Raw genomic sequence first — 23,676 nt, forward strand, 5'->3', positions numbered from 1 at the left:
AGAATGAAGAATTAAGAATGAAGAATCTTTGTCACGCCGGATTTGTAATCCGGCGTAATCCTATTTGCGGATTTGTAATCCGCATCATTAGCAAACGGTTTCGGATTGCAAATCCGGCGTGACAAGCTATCAACAAATTCTTCATTCTTCATTTAAATACTTTGCAATGCTTGTTCGAGGTCGGCGATGATGTCGTCTACGTTTTCAATGCCTACCGAGAGACGAATCAAGTCGGGAGCTACGCCGGCTTCTATCAATTGCTCATCACTCAATTGGCGGTGGGTATGGCTTGCCGGATGCAAGACACAGGTACGGGCATCTGCCACGTGGGTCACGATACATGCCAGCTTCAGGCTATCCATGAACTTCACGGCATCTTCGCGTGTGCCTTTCAGACCGAAAGCAATGACACCGCATGAACCGTTGGGCAGGTATTTTTGTGCCAGTTCGTAATACTTGTTGCTCTTCAAGCCGCAATAGTTTACCCATTTCACTTTCGGGTTGGCTTCCAACCATTCGGCTACCTTCTGGGCATTGGCGCAATGGCGGGGTACACGCAAGTGCAAGGTTTCCAGTCCCAAATTAAGCAGGAAAGCGTTCATTGGTGAAGGGATGGAGCCTAGGTCGCGCATCAGTTGTGCCGTAAGTTTGGTGATGTATGCCATCTTGCCGAATGCCTTGGCATAGGTCAGTCCGTGATAAGACTCATCGGGAGTAGTCAGTCCGGGGAACTTGTCGGCATGTGCCATCCAGTCAAAGTTTCCGCTATCTACTACGACACCGCCTACGCAAGTGGCGTGTCCGTCCATATACTTGGTGGTGGAATGGGTCACGATGTCGGCTCCCCACTCGAAGGGACGGCAATTGATGGGGGTAGCAAAGGTGTTGTCTACGATAAGTGGTACGCCATGCTTATGGGCGATGCGGGCAAATTTCTCAATATCGAGCACATTGATGCTGGGGTTCGAGATGGTTTCACCGAACATACAGCGGGTATTGGGTTGGAAAGCCTTGTCGATTTCTTCTTCGGGCGCATCGGCATCGATGAAGGTACATTCGATACCCAGTTTCTTTAGGGTGACACCGAAGAGGTTGAACGTACCGCCATAGATGGTAGACGAGCAGACGATATGGTCGCCTGCTTCACAGATGTTGAACACGGCATAGAAGTTTGCCGCCTGCCCCGATGAAGTAAGGATGGCACCTACACCGCCTTCCAGTGCAGCAATCTTGGAAGCTACGGCATCGTTGGTGGGGTTTTGCAGGCGGGTATAGAAATATCCGGTATCTTTCAGGTCGAACAAGCGTGCCATCTGGTCGCTATCGTCATATTTGAAGGTTGTGCTCTGATAGATGGGCACTACACGGGGCTCGCCGTTCTTGGGAGTCCATCCTGCCTGTACGCAGAGGGTTTCTTTGCTTAATTTCTGTTCCATTATTTATGTCTATTAGTTGATTTCATTGCATTGTGCGCAAAAATAAGAAATAAATGCTGCACTTGTTGCGTTTTACGGAAAAAAAGATATATATTTGAGGTGAACAAAGTTTAAATGATATGGCAACAAAACTTACATACAGGCATGTGATGCCGGTGCAGATTCGTTTTAGTGATGTCGACCAGTATGGTCACATGAACAATTCGTCGTATTTTTCCATTTACGATTTGGCAAAGACATCGTATATGCGCGATGTGTTCGGTGATAAGGAGTGGAACACACTAGGTATCGTAGTGGCTAACATCAATGCCGATTTCCTGGCTCCGGTATTTTTCTCGGATGAGTTGTATATCGAAACTACAGTCATTCATTTGGGACATAAAAGTTTTACTTTGTTGCAGCGTGCCGTCAACAAGGCGAGTGGTGTACTGAAATGCCAGTGCCGTACGGTAATGGTAGGTTATGACGTGGCAACCAAAGAACCGGTAGAACTTCCTGATTCGTTCAAGCAGACCATTTGCGAATATGAAGGAAAGTCGTTGGAGGAACTTTCGAAACCATTGTAAATAGATTTAATAATGTGGGGAAACGCAGATTTTTCACAGATTAACGCAGATTGAAATTTTATTTCACTGACTATTGAATAAAAACATCTGCGAAAATCTGCGTTTCTAAAAAGAATAACAGACATGAAAGTAGCAATTATCGGAGCCGGCAATATGGGCGGAGCCATTGCCCGTGGGCTGGCACAAGGACATTACGTGCGGGTACAGGACATCACGGTGACCAATCCAAGTATGCCCAAATTGGAAAAGCTGAAAGTCGAATTTCCGGCAATACAGGTCAGTACAGACAATCACGAAGCGGCAGATGCCGATGTGGTGATTGTAGCGGTCAAGCCTTGGAAGGTAGAAGAAGTATTGAAGCCTTTGCGTTTGCGCCAGCCTCAGGTATTGGTATCGGTAGCGGCAGGGATGACTTTCGAAGACCTTGCCCACTTTGTAGACCCCGAAATGCCAATGTTTCGTATTATTCCGAACACTGCTATCTCTTTGCGGGCAAGTATGACACTGATAGCCTGCCGGAATGCATCCGAACAACAGACACTGACAATGTTGGACTTGTTCAATGAAATGGGGCTTGCCATGTTGATAGAAGAAAAACAGCTTGCGGCGGCCACTTCGCTTACGTCATGCGGCATTGCTTACGTGCTGAAGTATGTGCAGGCAGCCATGCAGGCAGGTGTGGAAGCAGGCATCCGTCCGAAAGACGCCATGAAGATGGTGGCGCAGACCGTAGAAGGGGCGGCACGTCTTTTGTTGGAAAACGAAGACACGCATCCGGCACTGGAGATAGAGAAGGTTACCACACCGGGTGGTATCACCATTAAGGGCGTTAACTCGCTGGAGCACGATGGGTTTACTTCGGCGGTTATCAAAGCCATTAAAGCAAGTATCTGATTAAAAAAAGGTTAAAGGAGTTAAAAGTCAATAGTAATGCATCTGATTTCTTAACTCCTTAACTTCTTAACTTCTTAACTCCTTAACTCCTTAAACAAATATGAGAAACAACATTTTGATAACCATGGCTCTGTTGATACTGGTGGGGCTTGCGGTACAAGGCATCTTCGGGATAGCTGCCGGCATACTGGTCTCGGCAATTATCGGTATTGTGTATGGTGTGGTGAAGAAAAAGAAACTGTTCATCAAGTGGTCGGTCATAGCGTTGGTTATCGATCTGGTCTGTATCATCGCCTTTTACCTCCGTTTGGTTCAAGTGATGTGATATCTGAATAATAACAACAGCATAATGGTTCGGGGAATTAGACATTGTTTCTTTCATAAAAGCTAATCATTTGCGACAAATTTGGCGTAATCACATATAGGGGTATGCTGTGCAAAGGAGATATTCAGTATTTTCACCATATCCATCTTTACCCACAAGGCAACAAGCATTTCCGCGAGTATGCCATACCCGAATATAAATCATTGCTTACCGATGTAGGCAAAGATACTTTCATTGATTTGACTTACGAATGGCTGTTTGATAGGATAGAAAAGGTATTCAAGTCATGCAAGCACCAGGAGTGGGTGAAGTATCTGAGGAAGAGGTATCTCGTTTAAATCAAGATTTGTTGATGCTATCATTGGACACAGACTATGCAAGAATACACAGAGACAAATAAACAATGTGCTAATGTGAGAATAAATTAGCACATTGCCCTTATTATTCATTGGCACATTAAAATAGCGTCTGTGTGCCATGATATAGGCGAGTTACTTATAAAAATCTTCCGGAAGTACCATCTTTGGCAGAATTGTACAGATTCGAAAGTATTTTGCATAAAAGTGAAAGCCGGTGCACGGATTTGAAAGAACGTTGCAGGTTGTTGAAGTCGTTTTTGAGGGAGAACGGTTACTTTTGTCAAAAACGATAATCGCTATGAAACCATTTATTATCTATTCCCTCTTTGCCCCTGCTGCACTGATGGCACAGGAGCGACCCAATATCCTTTATATTATGACCGACCAGCAGACTGCTACGGCAATGAGCTGTGCCGGAAATGAAGAGGTGCATACCCCCAATATGGACCGGCTTGCCCAGAGGGGCGTGCGTTTCTCGAACGCTTATTGCAGCATGCCCTTGAGCGGTCCCTCGCGTTCGTCCATGTTTACGGGATACACGCCCGGTCAGGTGGGACTGACCGAGAACGGGACACCCATGCCCGACTCTATTCGCACACGGACATTGGGCACGTTATTGGAAGAAAGCGGATACGAATGCGCATATGCCGGGAAATGGCACGCGCATACCAATTCCTTGCCGGCGAAGGAGGCTTTCGGTTTCGAGAACCTGCACGGGCATAATGATTTCGGTCTTGCCGAGGCATGTGTTGCCTTCTTGCGTCGCAATTCCGAACAGCCTTTCTTCCTGGTCGCCTCTTTCGATAATCCGCATAACATTTGCGAGTATGCGCGTCATCAGAATCCGCCCTATGCTTCGTTCGAAGAGCCGGCGCTTGAAGATTGTCCCGGCTTGCCTGCCAATTTTGCGGTCAATCCGTATGATGCCGACGCCCTGGCTTTCGAGCGCAGGCAGAACCATCGGCTTTATCCGACCGTGACTTTCACGCCGGACGACTGGCGTCGGTACCGCAATGCGTATTACCGCCTGATTGAAGCGGTGGACAAGGAAATCGGGAAGATTCTGGATGAGGTGGACAAGCAGGGCTTGTGGGAGAATACCGTGGTTATCTTTACCAGCGACCACGGAGACGGATGCGGCGCACACCAATGGAACCAGAAAACCGCCCTGTATGAAGAGGTGGTGAACGTGCCTTTTATCGTTTGCCTTCCCAGCGGGAAGAATGCGGGAAAGGTATTGCCCCAGTTCATCAATAATGGAGAAGACCTGATGCCGAGCGTATGCGACTGGGCGGAAGTGGAAGTGCCTTCGGGACGTCAGGGAGTCAGCTTCCGTGAGGTGGCAGAGGAGGGAGATACGGCAAAGGCGCACCGCCCGTACGTGGTGACCGAAACCTTCTTCGGAGAGACTGCAGGCACATTGGGCTGGATGGTGCGTACACCTTATTATAAATACGTCTTGTATGATACCGGAAAGAACCGCGAGCAGCTTTACGATATGCGTACCGACCGGGGAGAAATGCGTAATCTGGCAGTAGAAGAAAAGTATTCAACCATTGTTCGTGAGCATCGTGCCTTGCTTGACGAATGGATGCGTTGCCATCCGTCTGCAGCCACTCATTTCAAAGAGAAATATATTCCAAAGGATTAAAAGAACAGACATTTTGCACAAATTTAAAAATGTATTAGACAATATCGAACATTCTTTGCTGGATTTTGAATGAAAACAAAACATTTGTGTAAGCCTATCAGCGAAGTATTGGTTATTTTTGCAACAACGAAAAAAACAAAAACACCGATGAAGAAGACCTTTTATTTAGCATTACTATGGAGCGCATTCTTCGTAGGGGCGTCTGCCCAGACGAACATCAGGCTGACCGAAACCACCTTGATGCATGAAATGCGTGCCACTCCTTATCCGAAAGATAAGGCGGTGGTGGACGACCGTTATGTCTCTTTCCAATGGCCGCTTCGTGCCGATGCCAATATCAATGCGGATATACTGGACGGCATGGACGCGAAATCTGTACGTAAGGTGGACAAAACGACATTACACTATCAGCTTCGTTATGCCCGTGACAAAGAGTTTAAGAAAGATGTCAAGCAGGTGGAAACCCGCTGGCCTTTCTATAATCCTGATAAAGACCTTGCGCCCGGGAAATGGTATTGGCAATACGGCTATGTAAATGAAGCCGAGCAGGTAGAATGGCAAAGTACGCAGGAACTTACGGTGGGGGATAACCCGAAGAAGTTCTGTCCGCCTTCTTATAAGGAAGCCATCGCCAAGGTGCCTGCAACCCATCCTCGTATATGGGTGCAGAAGGCAGGCTGGGATGCGTTTATCGCACAGGCAAAGCCGAAAGCAGAATACCAATGGTATCTGGAGCGTGCCGATAAGGTGATGCAGACCCCGATGAAAACGGTGAAGGATATCAATACCAGTCAGGTGAAGAACCTCACGAACCAGATGCAAATCAATTCGTACCTTACCCGTGAGAGCCGCCGCATCATTGATGCCGAGGAAGGGAATACCGAGGCGCTGATTCGTGCTTACCTGTTGACGAAAGACCGGAAGTATGCCGATGAGGCTCTTAAACGTGTCTTGGAGATGACCGACTGGGATAAGGATAAGAATGTGAAAGGAGACTTCAACGCTTCGGCATTGCTTTCGCTTTGCTCCATGGCGTATGACTCGTTTTACGAGTTGCTGACCGACGCGCAGAAGAAAACCTTGCTGGATGCCATCCGGGAGAAAGGCGGAGCCATGTATAAGCATTTCAATAACTATCTGGAAAACCATATCGCCGAAAACCACATCTGGCAGATGACCCTGCGCATCCTGACAATGGCTGCATTTGCCACGTATGGCGATTTGCCTGAAGCCGCTACATGGACGGATTATTGCTACAATGTATGGCGGGCACGTTTCCCCGGGCTGAACGAAGACGGCGGCTGGCACAACGGCGATTCATATTTTACGGTCAATACCCGTACGCTGATAGAAGTGCCTTATTATTATAGCAATCTGACGGGATATGATTTCTTCAGCGATCCTTGGTATACCAACAACATCATGTATACCATTTACCAGCAGCCTCCGTTCTCCAAATCGGGAGGAAACGGCAGCTCTCATCAGAATGTAGGACGCCCCAACAGCATCCGTATCAGTTACCTGGATGCACTGGCTAAGCTGACCAACAACTCGTTTGCCGCCGACTTTGTGCGCCGCACGTTGAAGGTTGAGCCTGAATACATGAAGAAAGCGTTGCTGAACAAGCCCGGCGATTTGGCTTGGTTCCGTCTGCAATGCGACAAGCCGTTGCCCGAAGGTCCGGGATTGACTGCCTTGCCTTTCGGAAGAGTGTTCCCCGAAACAGGTTTGGCTTCGTACCAGACCAATTGGGACCGTGTAGGAGGCAATGCGATGTGGAGCTTCCGGAGCAGCCCGTATGGAAGCACTTCCCATGCGCTGGCGAATCAGAATGCGTTCAATACGTTCTACGGAGGAAAGCCTATTTTCTATAGCAGTGGCCATCACATCGAGTTTACCGACGTACACAGCATGTTGTGCCACCGTGCGACCCGCGCTCACAACACCATTTTGGTAAACGGTATGGGGCAACGCATTGGTACCGAAGGATACGGTTGGATTCCCCGTTACTATTGTAGTGACAAAATAGGTTATGTGTTGGGCGATGCTTCTAACGCTTACGGAAAAGTGATTTCTCCGCTGTGGTTAGAGCGTGGCAAGGTTTCGGATGTGGAATACACGCCTGAAAACGGTTGGGACGATGTGCCCCTCACCAAGTTCCGCCGGCATATCGTCAATTTGGGAAAGACCGGATTTATCTTTATCTATGACGAACTGGAAGCTTCAAAACCGGCTGATTATACCTTTATGTTGCATACTACGGCACAGCCGATGACGGTAGATACTTCCAATCCGCGCTTTGTGCATGTGCAAGGCTTGTCGGGACGGGGTGGCGCATCGGATGCTTACATCTTCTCTACCGGAACCTTGCAGACCGATACGACAAGCCAGTTCTTTGTTCCGCCGGTCAACTGGCTCCGTGCAGACGATAAGGGAAAGTTTAAGAAATACCCGAACCATTGGCACTTTACGGCGAAATCAGAAAAAGCAAAGGTATATCGCTTTGCCACGATTATCAATACGCATGCCTTGAAGTATCCGGCAAAAGACCCCGAAATCCTTTCCGACGGACGCATTAAGGCAGGAGGCTGGCTCATCAGCGTGAATGTCTCGGCAAGCGGAGCGCCTTCGTTCTTCATCCGCAGCACGAAAGACGATGTAAGCATTACGTATAAAGGAGAAGAAACCGTGGTGAACGAGAACGGGTATGTGACCACCATGCGTGACGTAGTGCCCGACTTGGAAATATAATTTTAGTTTTTTAGTTTTTGAGTTTTTAAGTTTTTTAGTTTGTAGAACTCAAAGACTCACAAACTTAAAAACTCAAGAACCCACAAACTTAAGAACTTAAAAAACTTATTTACAGCCATGAGATTAAAAATACGATTTTTACATACCTGCTTTACTCTTGCCGTAGCGGCGTTGCCCTTAGGGGCAATGGCGCAAGCGGTAGAGAAGCCCCGCATACAGACTTCGGCTTTACCCGAAGAAACTGCGGTATACAATCCTTCGGCGAAAAAGAATGTAGCACAGGCGAAAAAGAATGTGGCACAAACAAAAGAGAAGCCAGCCAAAGAGCAAGGCAAAGCCCGTGCTTCGGAAAAGCGCAAGAAAGACAAGAAAACCGTATCTGTTTCAGACAGACGTTATATGGCGCTGAAGACCAACATTGCTTACGATGCCATCGGTGTATTGAATTTGGACTACGAAGTGCAGGTGCATTCCCGCATGACGGTAGATATCCCGGTGATGTGGAGCTTGTGGGATGCGAAACCCGACAAGGCGTTGCGCATAGCCGCTATCCAGCCCGAACTGCGTTGGTGGATGGGGCAGGAAACCGGCAAAGGCCATTTCTTCGGCTTGCATGCCCATGTGGGATGGTATAACCTGAAATGGGATGACCGCCGTTATCAGGATACCGGACGCCCCTTGGTAGGAGCCGGATTGAGCTACGGGTATAAGCTTCCCTTGTCCGAGCATTGGGGAGCAGAGTTTACCGTAGGCTTCGGATATGCCAATATGAAGTATGATACCTATTATAATATAGACAACGGAGCGCAGATAGACACCCGCATCCGCCATTATTGGGGACCGACAAAGGTAGGTGCATCATTAGTTTACCGTTTTTAAAACGAACTTAAAACGAACATTCCATGAAAAGAAACAGACATATACGAAAGTTTTGGTCAGGCTTGTTGGCATTACCCTTGCTGATGGCTGCTTGCACCTTGCACGAGGAACCCGAACTGACCGCCGAGGGCGAGCTGGGTGTAGACCCGACAGAAGTGAATGTGGAAGTAAACCTGACGCTCGACTTGAACTTGCCCGAGCAGGGAAATGAAGAGAATAGCAGTGCACGGGTTTCTGCCAATACTGATTACCTGCACCGTTTCATTGTAGAGGCATACTTCAACCGCCAGCCTGTGGCAAGACAGGTGTTTGTAGAGAACATTACCGACCGCACGCATCTTTCTTTGCCGGTCAGCATGAAACTGCATGCCCGTTCGTACCAGTTGGTGGTATGGAAAGACTATGTAAGTGCCGAGACTCCCGAAGAAGATTTGCACTACAACACCCAAAGTCTGGTACCTGTAATCCCGAACCGTGCTTCTCATACGGGCAATACTGAATATAAAGATGTGTTTGTGGGCACTACATCCCTCGACCTTACCGCTTACGCTGACCAGTGGGGAGCGGTGGTCGAGCAGGATGTAACGCTCCAACGTCCCGTGGCACGTTACGAACTGATTGCCACCGATGTGGATAAGTTCTTGCAGCGCATAGCCGATGGTGAAGTCAATGGCGAAACGTTTACCGCGCGTATCAAATATAGCGGTTATTTGCCGGTAGGCTATAACGCCCTTGATAATGTGCCTAAGCACTCGCTGATGTACATGCAATATAACACTTCGTTCGAATTGCCCGAGGAAGGTACTGACGAACTTCGTGTAGGGTTCGATTATGTATTTGTATCCAACGAGGAAGAAATCGATACCGTTCCGATGGAAATAGAAATCGTTGATGCAGATAATGTCACCATTGCCAATTCGGTAGTGAATGTACCTTGCGAACGGGGAAAGAATACTGTACTGACAGGAGCTTTTCTTACCACTTATGAGCAAGGGGGAGGCGAAGATCCCGACCCGGATGAACCAGGTGGAGGAATCGGCATCGATTCAGAATATGATGGGGAAATAGACATCATTGTACCCATGGATTGATAAACAGATATATTCGCAAAGATAAAGTAAGAACTAATTAACCTAAAAAACATAGTAATAATCATTTAAAACCTTAACCACATGAAAAAGAGTTTTTTGTATTCGATGATGGCGATGTTTGCGATGTCTTTCGCATCATGTAGCCAAGAAGAGATTGTATCGACCGAAGCTAATGGTTTGGTAAGCGGTCCGGTTACCGTATCGGTAAACATTCCACAAAATAATCCCATTTCGCGTGCCATGCCGGAAGTAGACGGATTTACCCGCCGTTGTATCATGCAGTTGGTAGATGGCGAAGGTGCGGCTATCGCAGACCAGAAGTATGTTCAGGAAGTTACAGGTGACAATGTAACGTTCTCTTTTACTGCTCCGGAAGAAGCATACCAATGCGTATTTTGGGCAGACTATGTACAAGTAGGTGCTGAAGAAACGATAGAAACGGCTCCCGATTGGGTTTACAATACTACAGCATTGCCTGCTATTACTTATCAATCGAATCGCGACCGTCATTTTACAGATGCAGCCGATGCTTTCTGTGGTGTGTTGGATCCTTCATCAAGTACAAGTACGACACTGACTCGTCCGTTGACCCGTATTGACTTAGGCGCTGAAGATCCTGCTGAATTCGAGGGATATACTACGATTGCTGTAGGTAGATTCAATATTCCTGGAGGTTATGACATTTTCACTGGAACAACGAATACAACGACTGTACAAGAAATTCGTTTGGATGCACGTGCAATGGATGATGCGGAAGCCGGCGAATGGGCATCCCTCTTTGTTTTTGCTCCGGTAGATCAGACAGAGTTTGCAACATCTATGACTCTAACAGTAAGCGGTGATGGTGTAGATGATTATACAGCAACAATTGAGTCTTTGACGTTGGATGCAAACATGATTGTGGATATGGGCTTTACTCCGGGGGGACAACCGGGCGGTGAAATGGACGTAACGGTAAGTTTCGGTGATGAATTTGAAAACCAACCTGCTGAACCCGTTGACCCGAATGCTCCGCTTGCAGTAGGCGACTATATTAACGCCAATGGTGAAAAAGTAGCAACTGCTGAAGAAGCTATCGCTGTGGTATTCGCATTAGGAGGTCAAAATGATAACTCTACTTATGCAGAAGGTAAGACTGTAGAGGCATACGCCATGTCATTAAATAAGGCTACGAATCGTAACAGAGTAGATACTTATACAGATTTGGGTCTGGCAGTAACAGATGATGCTGCTAATGCATATGCTGGATTGGCTTTCAGTACTGCTATTGAAACGGCTCTAGGAACGGCAAGTGATGCTACAGCTTATCAGATGTTCAACTCATTCTTTAATAACAGTCTGGTAGAAGCTACAGCATCAGAAAACTTGAGCGAATGGTATATTCCTTCCCTTGCACAGCTGCAGGCAGCTTTGGCTACAACAAATGCAGACTTGATTGCTGCGCTGAAAGCTGCTTATACGGGTAATTACTATTGCGCATCTTCTACGGTAACCGCAGAAGGACTTCAGGGTATTATTTATAATATTACAGATGGAACATCAGGTAGTCCTGAAACCATTGGAACAGGTGCTTCCGCTGTGGTATTCCCTGTAGTCACCATCTTCGAATAATCAAGGAATTGTTCATGGTATCATCGGACTCATACTGTAAACAGAGTTGGAATAGTGTTATGGTTCGTTAGTTAGTGCGTTAGAGGTTGTGTCTCGATACTTACCGGTGAAGTTATGCCGAGGGGTAAATGAACGGTTAATAATGAATGGAAACGAATCGGCGTGACCGATACGGGACGTTTCGGGAACACATTCTCTTTGCATGAACTTTCGGGCTTGGCTCGTAAGCAGGATTCATGGTCCGAAGAACCTGTATCCGATAACTGATGCACCTATGTTCGTATGCCGATGAACATAGGTGCATCTTGCTATATGCGGGAGATACCAAAACGCAGAGCAAAGGAACAACTCAGCCCGGAAAACCGGCTGCTACAATCCGGTAAATGAACTGCCCGTTTTGTAAGATTATTAATCTTACGGCTTGAAGATTATTAATCTTACAGCTTGAAGATTATTAATAGAGTTTATGTAAATTAGTTATGATAGTTCCAAGGGTTGATTTTAATTCTGAGATTATGCAGTGCCATACATGTGGAAAAGATGTTTTCTACAAAGTTGTTTGCCCTGAGCCTGCACTCGTCTTTGACGATGCGCATGACTTTCGCGCTTCCTATGACATGTTCTATACGCACCCTGATGGCGGAAACTTTCTTGTTGTATTCCTTGTCCTGCCTGGAAAGCTCTTTCCCTTTGGGCTTCTTGACCGGTTGTATGATTTCCACCCCCTCAGGCTCATAGCCTTGGTATCCCGTATCTTGATACAAGGTGCAAGGCACAGGAAAAGAATACATTGTGTCAGCCATCTTCTTGTCGTGGGTCTTGCCCGAAACGGTCTGACTGACAAATATGACCAGACAAGCCATCGTTACAATGACGGCGTTCTTGACCGTGTGCCGTTTTTTCTTGCCGCTGTAACGCTCCTTTTGCATGTCCCGGTCTGCCGGACGGGGAATCTCCCGTTCCGTCCCGTCATGAAGAAGTACCGGCTTGTCTCCCTCTTTGGAAAGTTCCGCCAGCCGTTCGGCAAGCTCCTTGTCGGTTTCTGCGGGGACAAGACCTTTCGCTTTAAGGGACAGACGAAGGATTTTAGTCAGGCAATGGATGAATATGTTGCAGTGCTTCTGGTTCATTCCGAAACAGGCCGCATGATATTCCTGCAACGGGTTGTTTTTCAAATAAACCAAAATGAAGAACAGGCGGTCGGATATGCTGGGAAGGGGGCTGTTCTTGTAGATGGAAGGACTGCGGCGTTTTCCGCTACGGCGTTCCCCGGTCATTTCATACTCGGACAAATAGTCCTCATGCGCAGCCTCGAAATAAGGGAGAAGCGCACAAAACTGTTCATGGCTAACTCCCGTCAAGGCACGGAAACTTTTGCTGTTGTCTTTATGGTCGTGGTAATTCATGTTGCAAAGGTACGCGTATGCGCGATATATAACAAATCTAAATTACATAAACTCTAATCTTACAGCGTGAAGATTATTAATCTTACCGGAAACGCAGTTATACGTATATTATTGTGTTGTCCACTTTACAAATATTTATGTATACCATGCACGTATAGATTTGTGCATTCTGTGTAGCCGGTATTCAATGATGGCATCAACAAAAATGTACACTCTCATATCATTACGAACAGTAATTTCAACATTCTATAAACATCATGCAATGAAAAAAAACTTCTTGCCTTTCCGGTGCTATGTGCCGATGCTTGCCTTGGCGGTATGTTGGCTGGGATGCCCTGCCTGTTCCGATGAGGCAGTAGAGCCGGAACCTTCTGTGCCGCAACCTGAAACGACCTATCCGGATGCGTATCAGGACAAAGTGCGCACCCAGCCTTATCCCAAGACATCGAACGAACTGATAGTCAATCCTGCTCCTTTCCTTGTTCCGCAAGCCATGAAGACGGGCGAGCGGCTCCAGTATGCCCTTTCGCGCACAGAAGATTTTGCGGATGCCGAAATCAGCGAGCCGCAAGACGGATGTATGTATAACCTCCACCGGGCACTGGATGCCGGCACGTGGTACTGGCGTTTCCGGAGTACCGATGCCGAGGGTGCCAGTCCCGGCGCATGGAGTGAGACGTATGCGTTCGAGGTAAAGTCAGAGACGCCGGTATTTATTACTCCGCCTTTCGAGGACTTCCTGGAGAATGCCCCCCGTGTGCATCCCCGCCTGTATTGTTTCCTCAATCCGTATATCCATGAGGCAAGGCAGAACGTGACATCTCATCCCGAATACCGCCAATTGACGGCGCGCGCCTCGATAGCACTGGAGGCGGACTACGGCACCATGGACCTTTATGCCGATGCCGAGACCTTGCGCCAGCATGCCACGTGGCTGTATCACGCTTACTATCTGCTTCAGGACGAGCGGTATGCCGATAAGCTGGTAGAGCTACTGGATGCGATGCTTGCCCTGCCTCCTACGGATACACAACTCTTTACCGATAACTTTACGACCTCTGCCTTGACTTTGGCTCATGCCGCGGTTTACGATTTGCTCTACGGACGCCTGACCGCCACGCAGCGTTCGGGTGCGGAGGAGCTGATGATGCGTGCCCTGCGTCATTCGTATCAGGAGCAATGCGGTGTGGAAGAAAACCATATCTTCGACAATCATTTCTGGCAACAGAACATGCGTATCCTGACACAGGCGGCTTTCCTGCTGTATGACAAGGCGGAATATGCCGATGAGGCGCTTCCGATATTGAAGTATTATTACGAGCTTTGGACAGCACGTGCTCCGGCTTCGGGCTTCAACCGCGATGGCATCTGGCATAACGGGACGGGCTATTTCCCTGCCAATGTGAAGACACTTGCCTACATGCCTGCCTTGTTCTCTTACGTGGCGCGGTTCGACTTCCTGCAACATCCGTGGTACCGCAATGCAGGACGGGCTCTTGCCTACACCAATCCGCCCGATTCGAAGAGTACCGGTTTTGGAGACAACAGTGAGAATGGCGACCAGCCCAACCGGCTTACGGCTGCATTTGCCGATTATCTGGCACGCGAGACGGGCGATGCGTATGCCGGGTGGTATGCCGGTGAATGCCAGTCGCTGGTTCGGCAGGATTACGAATTGCGTTTGTACCGCATGTGTTCCAATCGGACTTACGAGTCTGCCTTGCCCGAAGATGCTGCCAAAATGGTGTGGTACAGCGATGCCGGAGAAGTGTCGATGCATAGCCATTTGGGAGATGCCGGGAATGACCTTGCCTTGTCGTTCCGTTCCAGCACCTTCGGTTCGGGAAGCCATACCACGGCAAGCCAGAATGCGTTTAACCTCCTGTTCGGTGGGAAGGATGTCTATCGGAGTACAGGATATTACCAGGCATTTGCCGATGCGCACAACCTGATGTCGTACCGCCACACCCGTGCCCACAATACGATTCTGGTGAACGGTATCGGGCAGCCTTATTCCACCAAGGGATACGGAAGCATCGTCCGTGCGTTGGGAGGAAATCACATCAGTTATGCGCTCGGTGATGCCTCGCATGCCTATTGCGGCATCAGCGACGACCCGATGTGGGTAAACTATTTTGCCCAGGCAGGCATTACGCAGACACCCGATAACGGATTCGGTGAAACTCCTCTTACCCGATACCGCCGGCACGTCCTGATGTTGCATCCGCGTACGGTGCTTATTTATGATGAACTGGAGGCATCCGAGCCGGTTCGTTGGGACTGGTTGTTGCATAGTCCGGTCCGGTTCGACATCAACGAAGCAGAACAGGTGTTGAGCACTGCTGATGAAGCGGACGGTTTTTATGCCGTAACCCAATTGTTTGGCTCAAGCGAGATGGATATCACCCAGACCGATCAGTTTGCGGTGCCTCCTGCAACCGGCGGAGCGGAATACCCCAACCAGTGGCATCTGACGGCTTGTACGGACAACCAACCGGCAACACGCTACCTTACCCTTATCCAAGTATGCGAAGCAGGCGAAAGTCCTTATATCATCCGCAGGGACGGAGATACGTTTACGTGGGGTGACTGGACGGTAGAAGCCTGCCTGAATGCTTCGGACAGTCCCCGGCTTGTGGTGCGTCATCATACAGAACCGGTAGTGTTCAGTTATGGCGAAGAGTCTCCTGTAATCGATGGTGTGCCTTATCTTCGGCAAGAAGCAAGTTCGTCATTGCTTTATGATGAAACCGATGGCGAATATCAGGTTATGGAAATGACTGACCGTGCTCCGATAGCCACCCGGAAGGGTTTTTAAACAAATTCGAAAGCGCTTTGCACAGAATTGAAATATTATTGTTGGTATTTGCAATTGTTTTTAACGGGAGAAAACGTAGAGTTCGTTTTCTCCCGTTATCTTTGCCGACAGATGAAAAATAATAAAACTTAGTCATAAATTTAAAACAAATCGTATTATGAAAAAACCGAAAACTATGAAGGGCGTCTTGTTTGCCTTCTTCTTTTTCTTTGTCGGCATAGCGGTGGGATGGGCGCAAGGCTTTACCGTGACTGGTAAGGTAATCGACAATGAAGGTCTGGAAGTGATTGGAGGAAGCGTTACAATCAAGAATGCGAAAGGTGGCACCATTACCGACATGAGTGGTAACTATTCCATCCAAGTTAATGATGCATTAAAAGATGTATTGGTATTTTCTTACATCGGTATGCAAACGGTAGAAGTTCCCGTCAAGGGACAAAAGCAAATCAATGTCACTTTGCAGCCCGACAATCAGTTGTTGGAAGAAGTAGTCGTAGTAGGTTATGCCACGATGAAACGCAAGGACCTGACCGGTTCGGTTGCTTCGGTGAAGAGTGAAGAGCTTACCAAGACACCTGTATCAGATATGGCACAGGCAATAGCCGGACGTATGGCGGGTGTGCAGGTAATACAGACCGATGGCCAGCCGGGTGCCGAGGCATCTATCCGTGTGCGTGGCGGTATCTCCATCACGCAGAGCAACGAGCCTCTTTACGTTATCGACGGATTTCCTACCGAAGACGGTATGTCGAGCCTTGACCCTGCCGACATTGAAAGCATCGATGTCTTGAAGGACGCTTCCGCTACCGCCATCTACGGAGCACGGGGCGCAAACGGCGTTGTATTGATTACCACCAAGAGCGGAAAGGACGACGGAGGGAAAGCTACCGTGACTTTTGACGCTTACGTGGGTGTGCGCAAGCTTGCCAAGCAGCTGGAACTGCTCAGCACCGAAGAGTTCGTGCTTGCCGACTACGAGCGTACGATAGGGTGGGCTACCGACCCCGCTACACAGATGCCGGCATGGCAGAACTTGTATGGAAGCTTCTTGGAAATACATGAGAATTATGCCAACCGCGGACTGGACTGGCAAGACCTGACCATGGGCAGCACTACCGTTACGCAAAACTATCGTGTAGGCGTGAACGGCGGAAGCGACCGCATCAAGTACGGCATGGCATACAGCTATAATAAAGACGAAGGCGCCATGGTGTATAGCGGAAGCGAACGCCACAACTTATCCTTGAATGTAGACGGAAAGGTGAACGACAAGTTGCGTGTCAATGCCCGTTTCCAGTTCGACCAGCGTAACATCTGGGGTGCAGGTGTAGCCGGAAACGGTACGACCGAGAATGGAAGCTCGACCGACGCGCGTTTCAACAAGATGGCTCAAATCCTGCAATACCGTCCGACTATCGGCATTCAGGGAAGCGATGAGGAACTGCTGGCAGGACGGGACCCGTTGCTGGTAGACGAGCAAGGCAATGTGGTGCAAAACCCGTTGGTCAATGCAGCCGAAGAAAAGGACGACCGCGAGATACGTACCTTGCAGGCAAACGGAGGCTTTACCTATACCTTCTTCAAAGGATTTAGTTTCCGCAACACCACCGGTATGCGTTATCGCACCCAACGCCGTGAACTGTTCTATGGCGATGAGTCGATTATGGGATTGCGTAACGGCATTTACGGGAGCATCCGCAATACGGAAGACGGGAGTTTCTCCACCTCGAACGTGTTTACTTTCGACAAGCGTTTCCAAAAGAAACACCACCTGATGGTGCAGGCAGGACAAGAATACGTACACCGCTGGGAGCGTTATGTGTTGACCGAAGTGGGCAATTTGCCTACCGACGAGTTCCAATTGGACGATATGGGCTTGGGAACACCGACTAATTCGGACAGTTATGTGAACGATGACGATAACCTGATTTCTTTCTTTGCCCGTGTCAACTACGACTTCAAAGACAAATACCTGTTCAGCGCGACGATGCGTGCCGACGGTTCTTCCAAGTTCAGCAAGGGCAACAAGTGGGGCTATTTCCCTGCCGTATCGGCTGCATGGCGTTTGGGCGAAGAAGAGTTTATCAAGAAACTGAATGTCTTTTCCGATTTGAAGTTCCGCATCGGTTACGGTCTTGCCGGAAACAACCGCATCGGAAGCTACAATAGCCTGGCGTTGCTCTCTTCGCTCAATACGGCGATGGGAGGACAGTTGGTGCCGGGGTATGCCTCTACACAGATTCCGAATGAAGACTTGAAATGGGAAGCCAACAAGACCTTTAACTTAGGCATCGACCTCGGTTTCCTGGACCAACGCATCACCATTTCGCCTGAGTTCTACATCAACCGGAGCAGCGACCTGTTGCTGAGCGCGCAGTTGCCTTATTCTTCGGGTTATACCACGATGATGGTGAATGCCGGCGAAACGAAGAACGTGGGTGTGGACCTGACAATTAATACGGTCAACATCGCGAAGAAAGACTTCAACTGGACCACTACGCTGACTTTCTCGCACTATAAGAATAAGGTGTTGGAACTGACCGGCGAACAGGTGCAGCTGTACGAAGCACAGTTCGGTTATAACCAGAGCACGCACCGCATTGCCGTGGGCGAGCCGTTGGGACAATTCTATGGATACGTGACCGAAGGCTTGTATCAGGTGAGCGATTTCGATTACGATGCCGCTACACAGACTTATACATTGAAGGAAGGGGTCGCTTCTTCCGCCAATCAGATTGGTGTGCAACCCGGACACTGGAAGTTTAAGGATTTGGACCATAATGGCGTCATCGACGAGAACGACAAGACCGTTATCGGTAATGCCACTCCGACCTTCTATGGCGGTTTGAACAATAACTTTACCTACAAAGGTTTCGACCTGAGCATCTTCCTTACTTATAGCTATGGCAACGATGTGCTGAATGCTACCAAGCTGATAAACAGCAAGGTGGGACGGCAGAACAACAATGCCCTGAACATTATGAACAGTTCGGAACGCTGGATGACTATCAATGCGCAAGGCGAGGTGGTGACTGACCCCGATGAGCTTACGGCGATGAATGCAGGGAAGACGGTGGCTTCGTTCCGCGACAACGAAGAGGGGGACAAGTACATTCACTCATGGGGCGTAGAGGATGCTTCGTTCCTGAAGCTGACCAACATTACATTAGGATATAGTTTCCCCAAGAAGCTGATTACGAAACTCGGACTGAGCAAGCTGCGTCTGTATGCTACGGGATATAACTTGGCGACATGGACACCGTATAGCGGATTCGATCCCGAAGTGTCGAACATGCGCAGCCCGTTGACTCCGGGTGTGGATTTCGGCGCTTATCCGCGCAGCCGTTCGTTTATCTTCGGTGTGAACGTGGCATTCTGATTTAAGTAACAACAAATATGTGTCAGTTTAGAAACACAGATTAACGCGGATTTCCGCAGAGTATAATTTTAATAATCATTTCAATTTGTGTTAATCTACGGAAATCTGCGTTTCTTCTTTGTACACTTTAATTTCAAATCTTGACGTAAAATGAAAAAGCATATATTCTATATGGCAATGGCGGCTCTTTCGCTGGCCGTCTTTTCCTCTTGCGAGGACACACTGACAGAGACTCCCGATTCCAGCTACGATAAGGATTCGTTCTTCGAGTCGGAAGCCAACGCCGATATGGCGGTGATGGGCATTTACAGTTCCATATCTGACTATCGCCACTATGGATGGTACGAGATGGCGGGGCAGGCATCCGATGATATGTATTACACCTCCCGTACCCATTCCGACAATACGATACACGATATGGTGCACTATCGGGTCACTTCCACTAATGAATGGGTAGAATGGCTTTGGCAATTGAAATACCAGGGCATCGACCGTGCCAATATGGCGATAGACGGTATTGTGAATATGCCCGGGTATGCCGAGAGCGAGAACCTGCAGGAGCTGGATGCCGAAGCCCGTTTCTTGCGTGCTTTCCTGGCTTTCGACCTGATAAAGTATTGGGGCGATGTGCCGTTCAAGACTACTTATACGTCCAATTATGAGGACGCTTTCGGCGCACGGGTAAGCCGCGAAGAGATTTACGACCAGATTATCGAAGACTTGAACTTTGCCAAGGAACACCTGCCATGGGCAGATGCAAGCTCCAGCCCCGAACGGGCAACACAGGGAGCGGCGCGAGCCATGCTGATGCGTGTCTACCTGCAACGTGCCGGCTATAGCCTGCAAATGGACGGGCAGATGACCCGGCCGGACGATACCAAGCGTGCCGAATACTTCAATGCCGTGATTAGCGAATGGGAAGCCATTCAGGCTAACGGGTATCATGATTTTTATAGCGGAGGTTATGAACAATTGTTCCGTAATTTTTCGCAAGATGTGCTGAACTCGCAGGAAAGTATCTTCGAAATAGCTTTCTTCCACCAGCAGGGAGCACGCAACGGTGGAGCGTGGGGCATTTACAATGGTCCTTCGGTAGCTGAAGTGCAGGGAGTGCCTACTTCGGAGATGGCGAACTACATGGGACGTGCCAACGGGTTCTTTATTGTGGTGCCCGAATGGCGTGACTTCTTCGAGGAAACCGATGTGCGCCGCGATGTAAGCATCTGTACGTATCGTTTCATTTGGAATACGGACAGCATGAAACACGTGAAGCAGGAACGTAATGCCGGTTCGTGGTATCCGGGCAAATGGCGCCGCGAATGGATGCCTACCGAAACATGGAACAAGAACATGAATTACGGTGATGTGAATTATTGCGTGTTGCGCTATGCCGATGTGGTGCTGATGGCGGCGGAAGCTTACAATGAAACAGGGAATACCACCGAGGCGTGGAACTTGCTGAACCGCGTGCGTGCCCGTGCAGGGGCTACGGAATATACCGATGCCAATTATGAAGAACTGATGGCAACCCGTAAGGCGACACACGACCTGACCTTCATCGATGATGGTTCGGCACAGGGACGTTTCCGTACGGCACTCTATTGGGAACGTGGCTTCGAGCTGGCTTTCGAAGGAGAGCGCAAGTTCGACCTCATCCGCTGGGGTGTGTTGGGAGATGCACTCCGCCTGTTCGGTTCGCAAAGCTCGGTCAACCGGGGTACGAATGCCGCTTATCCGGCATACCAGAACTTCGTGGACGGCAAGAACGAATTGCTCCCCATCCCGTTGGTAGAGATACAAAGCAACCCGAATTACGAAGGAAAGAATAATCCGGGATACTGATATAAATGAAGAATGAAGAATTAAGAATGAAGAATGCCATACGGTCAACGTGATTCTTCATTCTTCATTCTTAATTCTTTATTTTAGTAGGTTTCATATAAGTTTTACTGTTCGGCGGAAGCCTTGTCTTTTTTTGATGAGGCTTCTGTTGGTTTATTACAACAACAATGTTTGAAACGCAGATTCACGCGGATTCTTTTGATTTACTTTTTTTCGATTTACGAAGTACGATTTAAAGCTCAAATAGTAGATAGTAAATTGTCAAATCGTAAATTAAATTTACTATTTTTCGATTTACGAAGTACGATTTAAAGCTCAAATAGTAGATAGTAAATTGTCAAATCGTAAATTAAAAGAATCTGCGATAATCCGCGTTTCTTTAGAATTGCTATACCTAACCACATACATAAAAGAAATGAATACAATCAAAACCATGAAGACTTTTTGCCTGATTTGCCTTTGTCTATGGGCAAACCTGATGCGGGCACAAGTGCTCGACCGGAGTGCTTTCGAGTTGTTGAACCTGGACTATCCCGGTCTGGAGAAAGTAAAGACGGCTTGCGATGCGGGCGATACGCTCCGTGCCGCCGAAGAATTGTTGGCGTATTACCGCTCGCGGACGGGTGTGTCTACGCCCGACCTGGACTTGGAACATCTTTCGCTCAGCGAGCGCGAACGTGGCTGGGCGGACGATGCGCTGGAACATACTTTCTACGTGCACGACGGATACCAGCCTCCGTTCAATTACGGGAAAGACATCGACTGGCGCTATTGGCCTGTGCAGGACAATGAATTGCGCTGGCAATTGCACCGCCACAAATGGTTTACACCCATGGGAAAGGCTTACCGCCTGACGGGAGACGAGAAGTATGCCCGCGAGTGGGTGCTTCAATATGCCGACTGGATAAAGAAGAATCCTTTGGTGGAGATACCAAAGGCACTTTATGAGTTGCAGGACGATGCCGAAGGCGAGGCGGAGAATGTGCGTTTCGCCTGGCGTCCGCTGGAGGCGAGCCACCGCTTGCAGGACCAGATTAACCAGTTCCTGCTCTTCCTGCCTTCGCCTTCGTTTACACCGGCTTTCCTCACCCAGTTCCTAAGCAATTACCACCGCCATGCCCTGCACGTGATGCGCAACTATTCGGCAGAGGGCAACCACCTGCTTTTCGAGGCGCAACGGGTGCTCTATGCAGGGGCTTTCTTTCCCGAATTTAAGGAAGCTGCAGGATGGCGCAAGAGCGGCATCGATATCCTGAACCGTGAAATCAAGAAGCAGGTTTATCCTGACGGAGGGCAATACGAACTGGACTTGCATTACCACCCGGCGTGCATCGACATCTTCTGCAAGGCATTGCGTATGGCGGACGTGAACGGTTTCCGGTCGGAGTTCCCGCAGAGCTACACGAACACCATTGAGTCGATGATTGTGTTCTACATGAACCTCTGCTTCCCCGATTATACGAATCCTTGCTTCAGCGATGCCAAGCGGGGCAGCCGGAAAGGGGATATTGCCCGATACAAGGCTTGGGCGAAACTCTTCCCCGACAATGCCCAAATCCGGTATTTTGCCACCGAAGGAAAGGAAGGGCTTCCGCCTGCCAACCTCTCGAAAGGCTTCCTCGATTCGGGCTTCTTCGCCTTCCGGAACGGGTGGGGGAAGGATGCCACGGTGATGGTCATCAAAGCCGGACCGGCGGGAGAATGGCATAGCCAGCCCGATAACGGCACGTTCGAGCTTTGGGTGCAAGGCAAGAACTTGTTCCCCGACTCAGGTTCGTATGTGTACGAAGGCAATGAGGAAGTGACCCGCCTGCGCAACTGGTTCCGCCGCACCGCTTCGCACAATACCCTGACGCTGGACGGGAAGAACCTGGAAGACCGCGTATCGCACACGAAAAGCTGGCAACCCGAAGGCGAGGTGCAATCCTTGGTCACCGAGCACGAGAGTTATAAGGGATTGACTCACCGGCGCACGTTCTTCTTCATCGAAGGTTCGTACTTCGTGATAGTAGACGAGGCACTGGGCGATGCTACGGGTACCGTCAATCTGAACTGGCACCTGTGTGACGGAAAGGTGAATATCGACCCCGAACACCTGACGCTTTCGTCTGCTTTCGAGGGCGATGTGCAGGTCAAGCTCCAGTGCTTCGCACCCCGCCATACCGTGCTGAAGGAGGAAGAAGGCTGGTATTCCACCGCTTACCGCCAGCGTACCGAGCGTACTTCCGTATCGCTGAACACCCCGAAGGCATCGGAACCCTTGCGCTACATCACCGTCATCTGTCCCTACCGCTTACCCGAAGGGGAACCGAAGATAAAGGCACGCTTCGCAGGGGAGTCTCGCATTGAGGTTTCGGTAGACGGGCAGAAGCGCACGCTTGCTTATTGATAGCTCTAGTTGCTTATGCGTTACAATTGTTACAATTACAGTTAATTTGAATTGACTTCCCAATGGAAGAAACAGAAGTTATAAAATTATATAGTATATATATTATATTATAATATATATACTATATAATTTTTAATGTATCACTCGTTCCGTCCGTTGCGCTTACATGAAAAACAATTTCGATTAACTGTAATTGTAACAATTGTAACGCTTGATGCGTAGCTATATGCGCAGCCCCACGCATATACTTTCGCGGGCTTGCGCATCTATATGCATGTG

The 23,676-nt window shown here is 48.8% G+C and carries 15 protein-coding genes; 13 read left to right on the forward strand and 2 right to left on the reverse strand.

The window, feature by feature from the left end; genetic code table 11:
* Positions 1–152: 152 nt before the first annotated feature.
* Positions 153–1,436 carry an O-acetylhomoserine aminocarboxypropyltransferase/cysteine synthase family protein gene (locus tag B5G04_RS03745; RefSeq protein ID WP_087209762.1) on the reverse strand — a complete coding sequence of 428 codons (1,284 nt, stop codon included), beginning with the start codon at positions 1,434–1,436 and terminating at the stop codon, positions 153–155.
* Positions 1,437–1,555: 119 nt separating this feature from the next.
* Between B5G04_RS03745 and B5G04_RS03750 the strand changes: the two genes are divergently transcribed.
* From B5G04_RS03750 to B5G04_RS03790, 9 genes are all read left to right on the forward strand, one after another.
* Complete coding sequence (locus tag B5G04_RS03750) at positions 1,556–2,002, forward strand: thioesterase family protein (protein ID WP_022039278.1); 447 nt, start codon at positions 1,556–1,558, stop codon at positions 2,000–2,002.
* Between the two features lie 114 nt (positions 2,003–2,116).
* Entirely contained in the window at positions 2,117–2,896 is a 780-nt protein-coding gene (gene proC / locus B5G04_RS03755) for a pyrroline-5-carboxylate reductase (protein ID WP_255376610.1), read from the forward strand.
* Between the two features lie 100 nt (positions 2,897–2,996).
* Complete coding sequence (locus B5G04_RS03760; protein WP_022039276.1) at positions 2,997–3,221, forward strand: hypothetical protein; 225 nt, start codon at positions 2,997–2,999, stop codon at positions 3,219–3,221.
* A 104-nt stretch (positions 3,222–3,325) separates the two neighbouring features.
* Positions 3,326–3,559, forward strand: coding sequence for a hypothetical protein (locus B5G04_RS03765; RefSeq protein WP_087209769.1), 234 nt, complete (start codon positions 3,326–3,328; stop codon positions 3,557–3,559).
* 319 nt (positions 3,560–3,878) lie between these two features.
* Positions 3,879–5,231, forward strand: coding sequence for a sulfatase-like hydrolase/transferase (locus B5G04_RS03770; protein ID WP_087250764.1), 1,353 nt, complete (start codon positions 3,879–3,881; stop codon positions 5,229–5,231).
* A 147-nt stretch (positions 5,232–5,378) separates the two neighbouring features.
* Positions 5,379–7,982: a DUF4962 domain-containing protein gene (locus B5G04_RS03775; protein ID WP_087395861.1), complete on the forward strand. Its 2,604-nt coding sequence runs from the start codon at positions 5,379–5,381 to the stop codon at positions 7,980–7,982.
* Positions 7,983–8,168: 186 nt separating this feature from the next.
* Positions 8,169–8,861: a DUF3575 domain-containing protein gene (locus B5G04_RS03780; protein ID WP_239414035.1), complete on the forward strand. Its 693-nt coding sequence runs from the start codon at positions 8,169–8,171 to the stop codon at positions 8,859–8,861.
* A 23-nt stretch (positions 8,862–8,884) separates the two neighbouring features.
* On the forward strand, positions 8,885–9,952 hold the full coding sequence (locus B5G04_RS03785; protein ID WP_087395865.1) for a DUF6562 domain-containing protein: 1,068 nt from the start codon (positions 8,885–8,887) through the stop codon (positions 9,950–9,952).
* 81 nt (positions 9,953–10,033) lie between these two features.
* Positions 10,034–11,563, forward strand: coding sequence for a DUF6562 domain-containing protein (locus B5G04_RS03790; protein WP_143270423.1), 1,530 nt, complete (start codon positions 10,034–10,036; stop codon positions 11,561–11,563).
* Between the two features lie 473 nt (positions 11,564–12,036).
* Here the strand turns inward: B5G04_RS03790 and B5G04_RS03795 are convergent, their stop codons facing one another.
* Entirely contained in the window at positions 12,037–12,969 is a 933-nt protein-coding gene (locus tag B5G04_RS03795; RefSeq protein ID WP_087395870.1) for a transposase family protein, read from the reverse strand.
* Between the two features lie 262 nt (positions 12,970–13,231).
* Between B5G04_RS03795 and B5G04_RS03800 the strand changes: the two genes are divergently transcribed.
* The 4 genes from B5G04_RS03800 to hepC all read left to right on the forward strand — a co-directional run bounded on the left by B5G04_RS03800 (position 13,232) and on the right by hepC (position 23,397).
* On the forward strand, positions 13,232–15,787 hold the full coding sequence (locus B5G04_RS03800; RefSeq protein WP_239414028.1) for a DUF4962 domain-containing protein: 2,556 nt from the start codon (positions 13,232–13,234) through the stop codon (positions 15,785–15,787).
* 175 nt (positions 15,788–15,962) lie between these two features.
* Positions 15,963–19,166: a TonB-dependent receptor gene (locus B5G04_RS03805; RefSeq protein WP_087395874.1), complete on the forward strand. Its 3,204-nt coding sequence runs from the start codon at positions 15,963–15,965 to the stop codon at positions 19,164–19,166.
* Positions 19,167–19,316: 150 nt separating this feature from the next.
* A complete protein-coding gene (locus B5G04_RS03810) occupies positions 19,317–21,008 on the forward strand; it encodes a RagB/SusD family nutrient uptake outer membrane protein (RefSeq protein ID WP_087250775.1) in 1,692 nt (563 codons plus the stop codon).
* Positions 21,009–21,441: 433 nt separating this feature from the next.
* The gene (gene hepC / locus B5G04_RS03815; protein ID WP_087396306.1) at positions 21,442–23,397 is read left to right on the forward strand and encodes a heparin-sulfate lyase HepC; all 1,956 of its coding nucleotides are present in this window, start codon (positions 21,442–21,444) and stop codon (positions 23,395–23,397) included.
* Positions 23,398–23,676: the final 279 nt, after the last annotated feature.

Source organism: Bacteroides sp. An51A, assembly GCF_002161565.1.
Lineage (GTDB): Bacteria > Bacteroidota > Bacteroidia > Bacteroidales > Bacteroidaceae > Phocaeicola > Phocaeicola intestinalis.

What these genes read in the sequence shown, in the direction of transcription:
- B5G04_RS03745 (WP_087209762.1), bottom strand. Translation starts at nt 1,436, where the DNA reads ATGGAACAGAAATTAAGCAAAGAAACCCTCTGCGTACAGGCAGGATGG.
- B5G04_RS03750 (WP_022039278.1), top strand. Translation starts at nt 1,556, where the DNA reads ATGGCAACAAAACTTACATACAGGCATGTGATGCCGGTGCAGATTCGT.
- B5G04_RS03760 (WP_022039276.1), top strand. Translation starts at nt 2,997, where the DNA reads ATGAGAAACAACATTTTGATAACCATGGCTCTGTTGATACTGGTGGGG.
- B5G04_RS03765 (WP_087209769.1), top strand. Translation starts at nt 3,326, where the DNA reads ATGCTGTGCAAAGGAGATATTCAGTATTTTCACCATATCCATCTTTAC.
- B5G04_RS03770 (WP_087250764.1), top strand. Translation starts at nt 3,879, where the DNA reads ATGAAACCATTTATTATCTATTCCCTCTTTGCCCCTGCTGCACTGATG.
- B5G04_RS03775 (WP_087395861.1), top strand. Translation starts at nt 5,379, where the DNA reads ATGAAGAAGACCTTTTATTTAGCATTACTATGGAGCGCATTCTTCGTA.
- B5G04_RS03780 (WP_239414035.1), top strand. Translation starts at nt 8,169, where the DNA reads ATGGCGCAAGCGGTAGAGAAGCCCCGCATACAGACTTCGGCTTTACCC.
- B5G04_RS03785 (WP_087395865.1), top strand. Translation starts at nt 8,885, where the DNA reads ATGAAAAGAAACAGACATATACGAAAGTTTTGGTCAGGCTTGTTGGCA.
- B5G04_RS03790 (WP_143270423.1), top strand. Translation starts at nt 10,034, where the DNA reads ATGAAAAAGAGTTTTTTGTATTCGATGATGGCGATGTTTGCGATGTCT.
- B5G04_RS03795 (WP_087395870.1), bottom strand. Translation starts at nt 12,969, where the DNA reads ATGAATTACCACGACCATAAAGACAACAGCAAAAGTTTCCGTGCCTTG.
- B5G04_RS03800 (WP_239414028.1), top strand. Translation starts at nt 13,232, where the DNA reads ATGAAAAAAAACTTCTTGCCTTTCCGGTGCTATGTGCCGATGCTTGCC.
- B5G04_RS03805 (WP_087395874.1), top strand. Translation starts at nt 15,963, where the DNA reads ATGAAGGGCGTCTTGTTTGCCTTCTTCTTTTTCTTTGTCGGCATAGCG.
- B5G04_RS03810 (WP_087250775.1), top strand. Translation starts at nt 19,317, where the DNA reads ATGAAAAAGCATATATTCTATATGGCAATGGCGGCTCTTTCGCTGGCC.
- hepC (WP_087396306.1), top strand. Translation starts at nt 21,442, where the DNA reads ATGAAGACTTTTTGCCTGATTTGCCTTTGTCTATGGGCAAACCTGATG.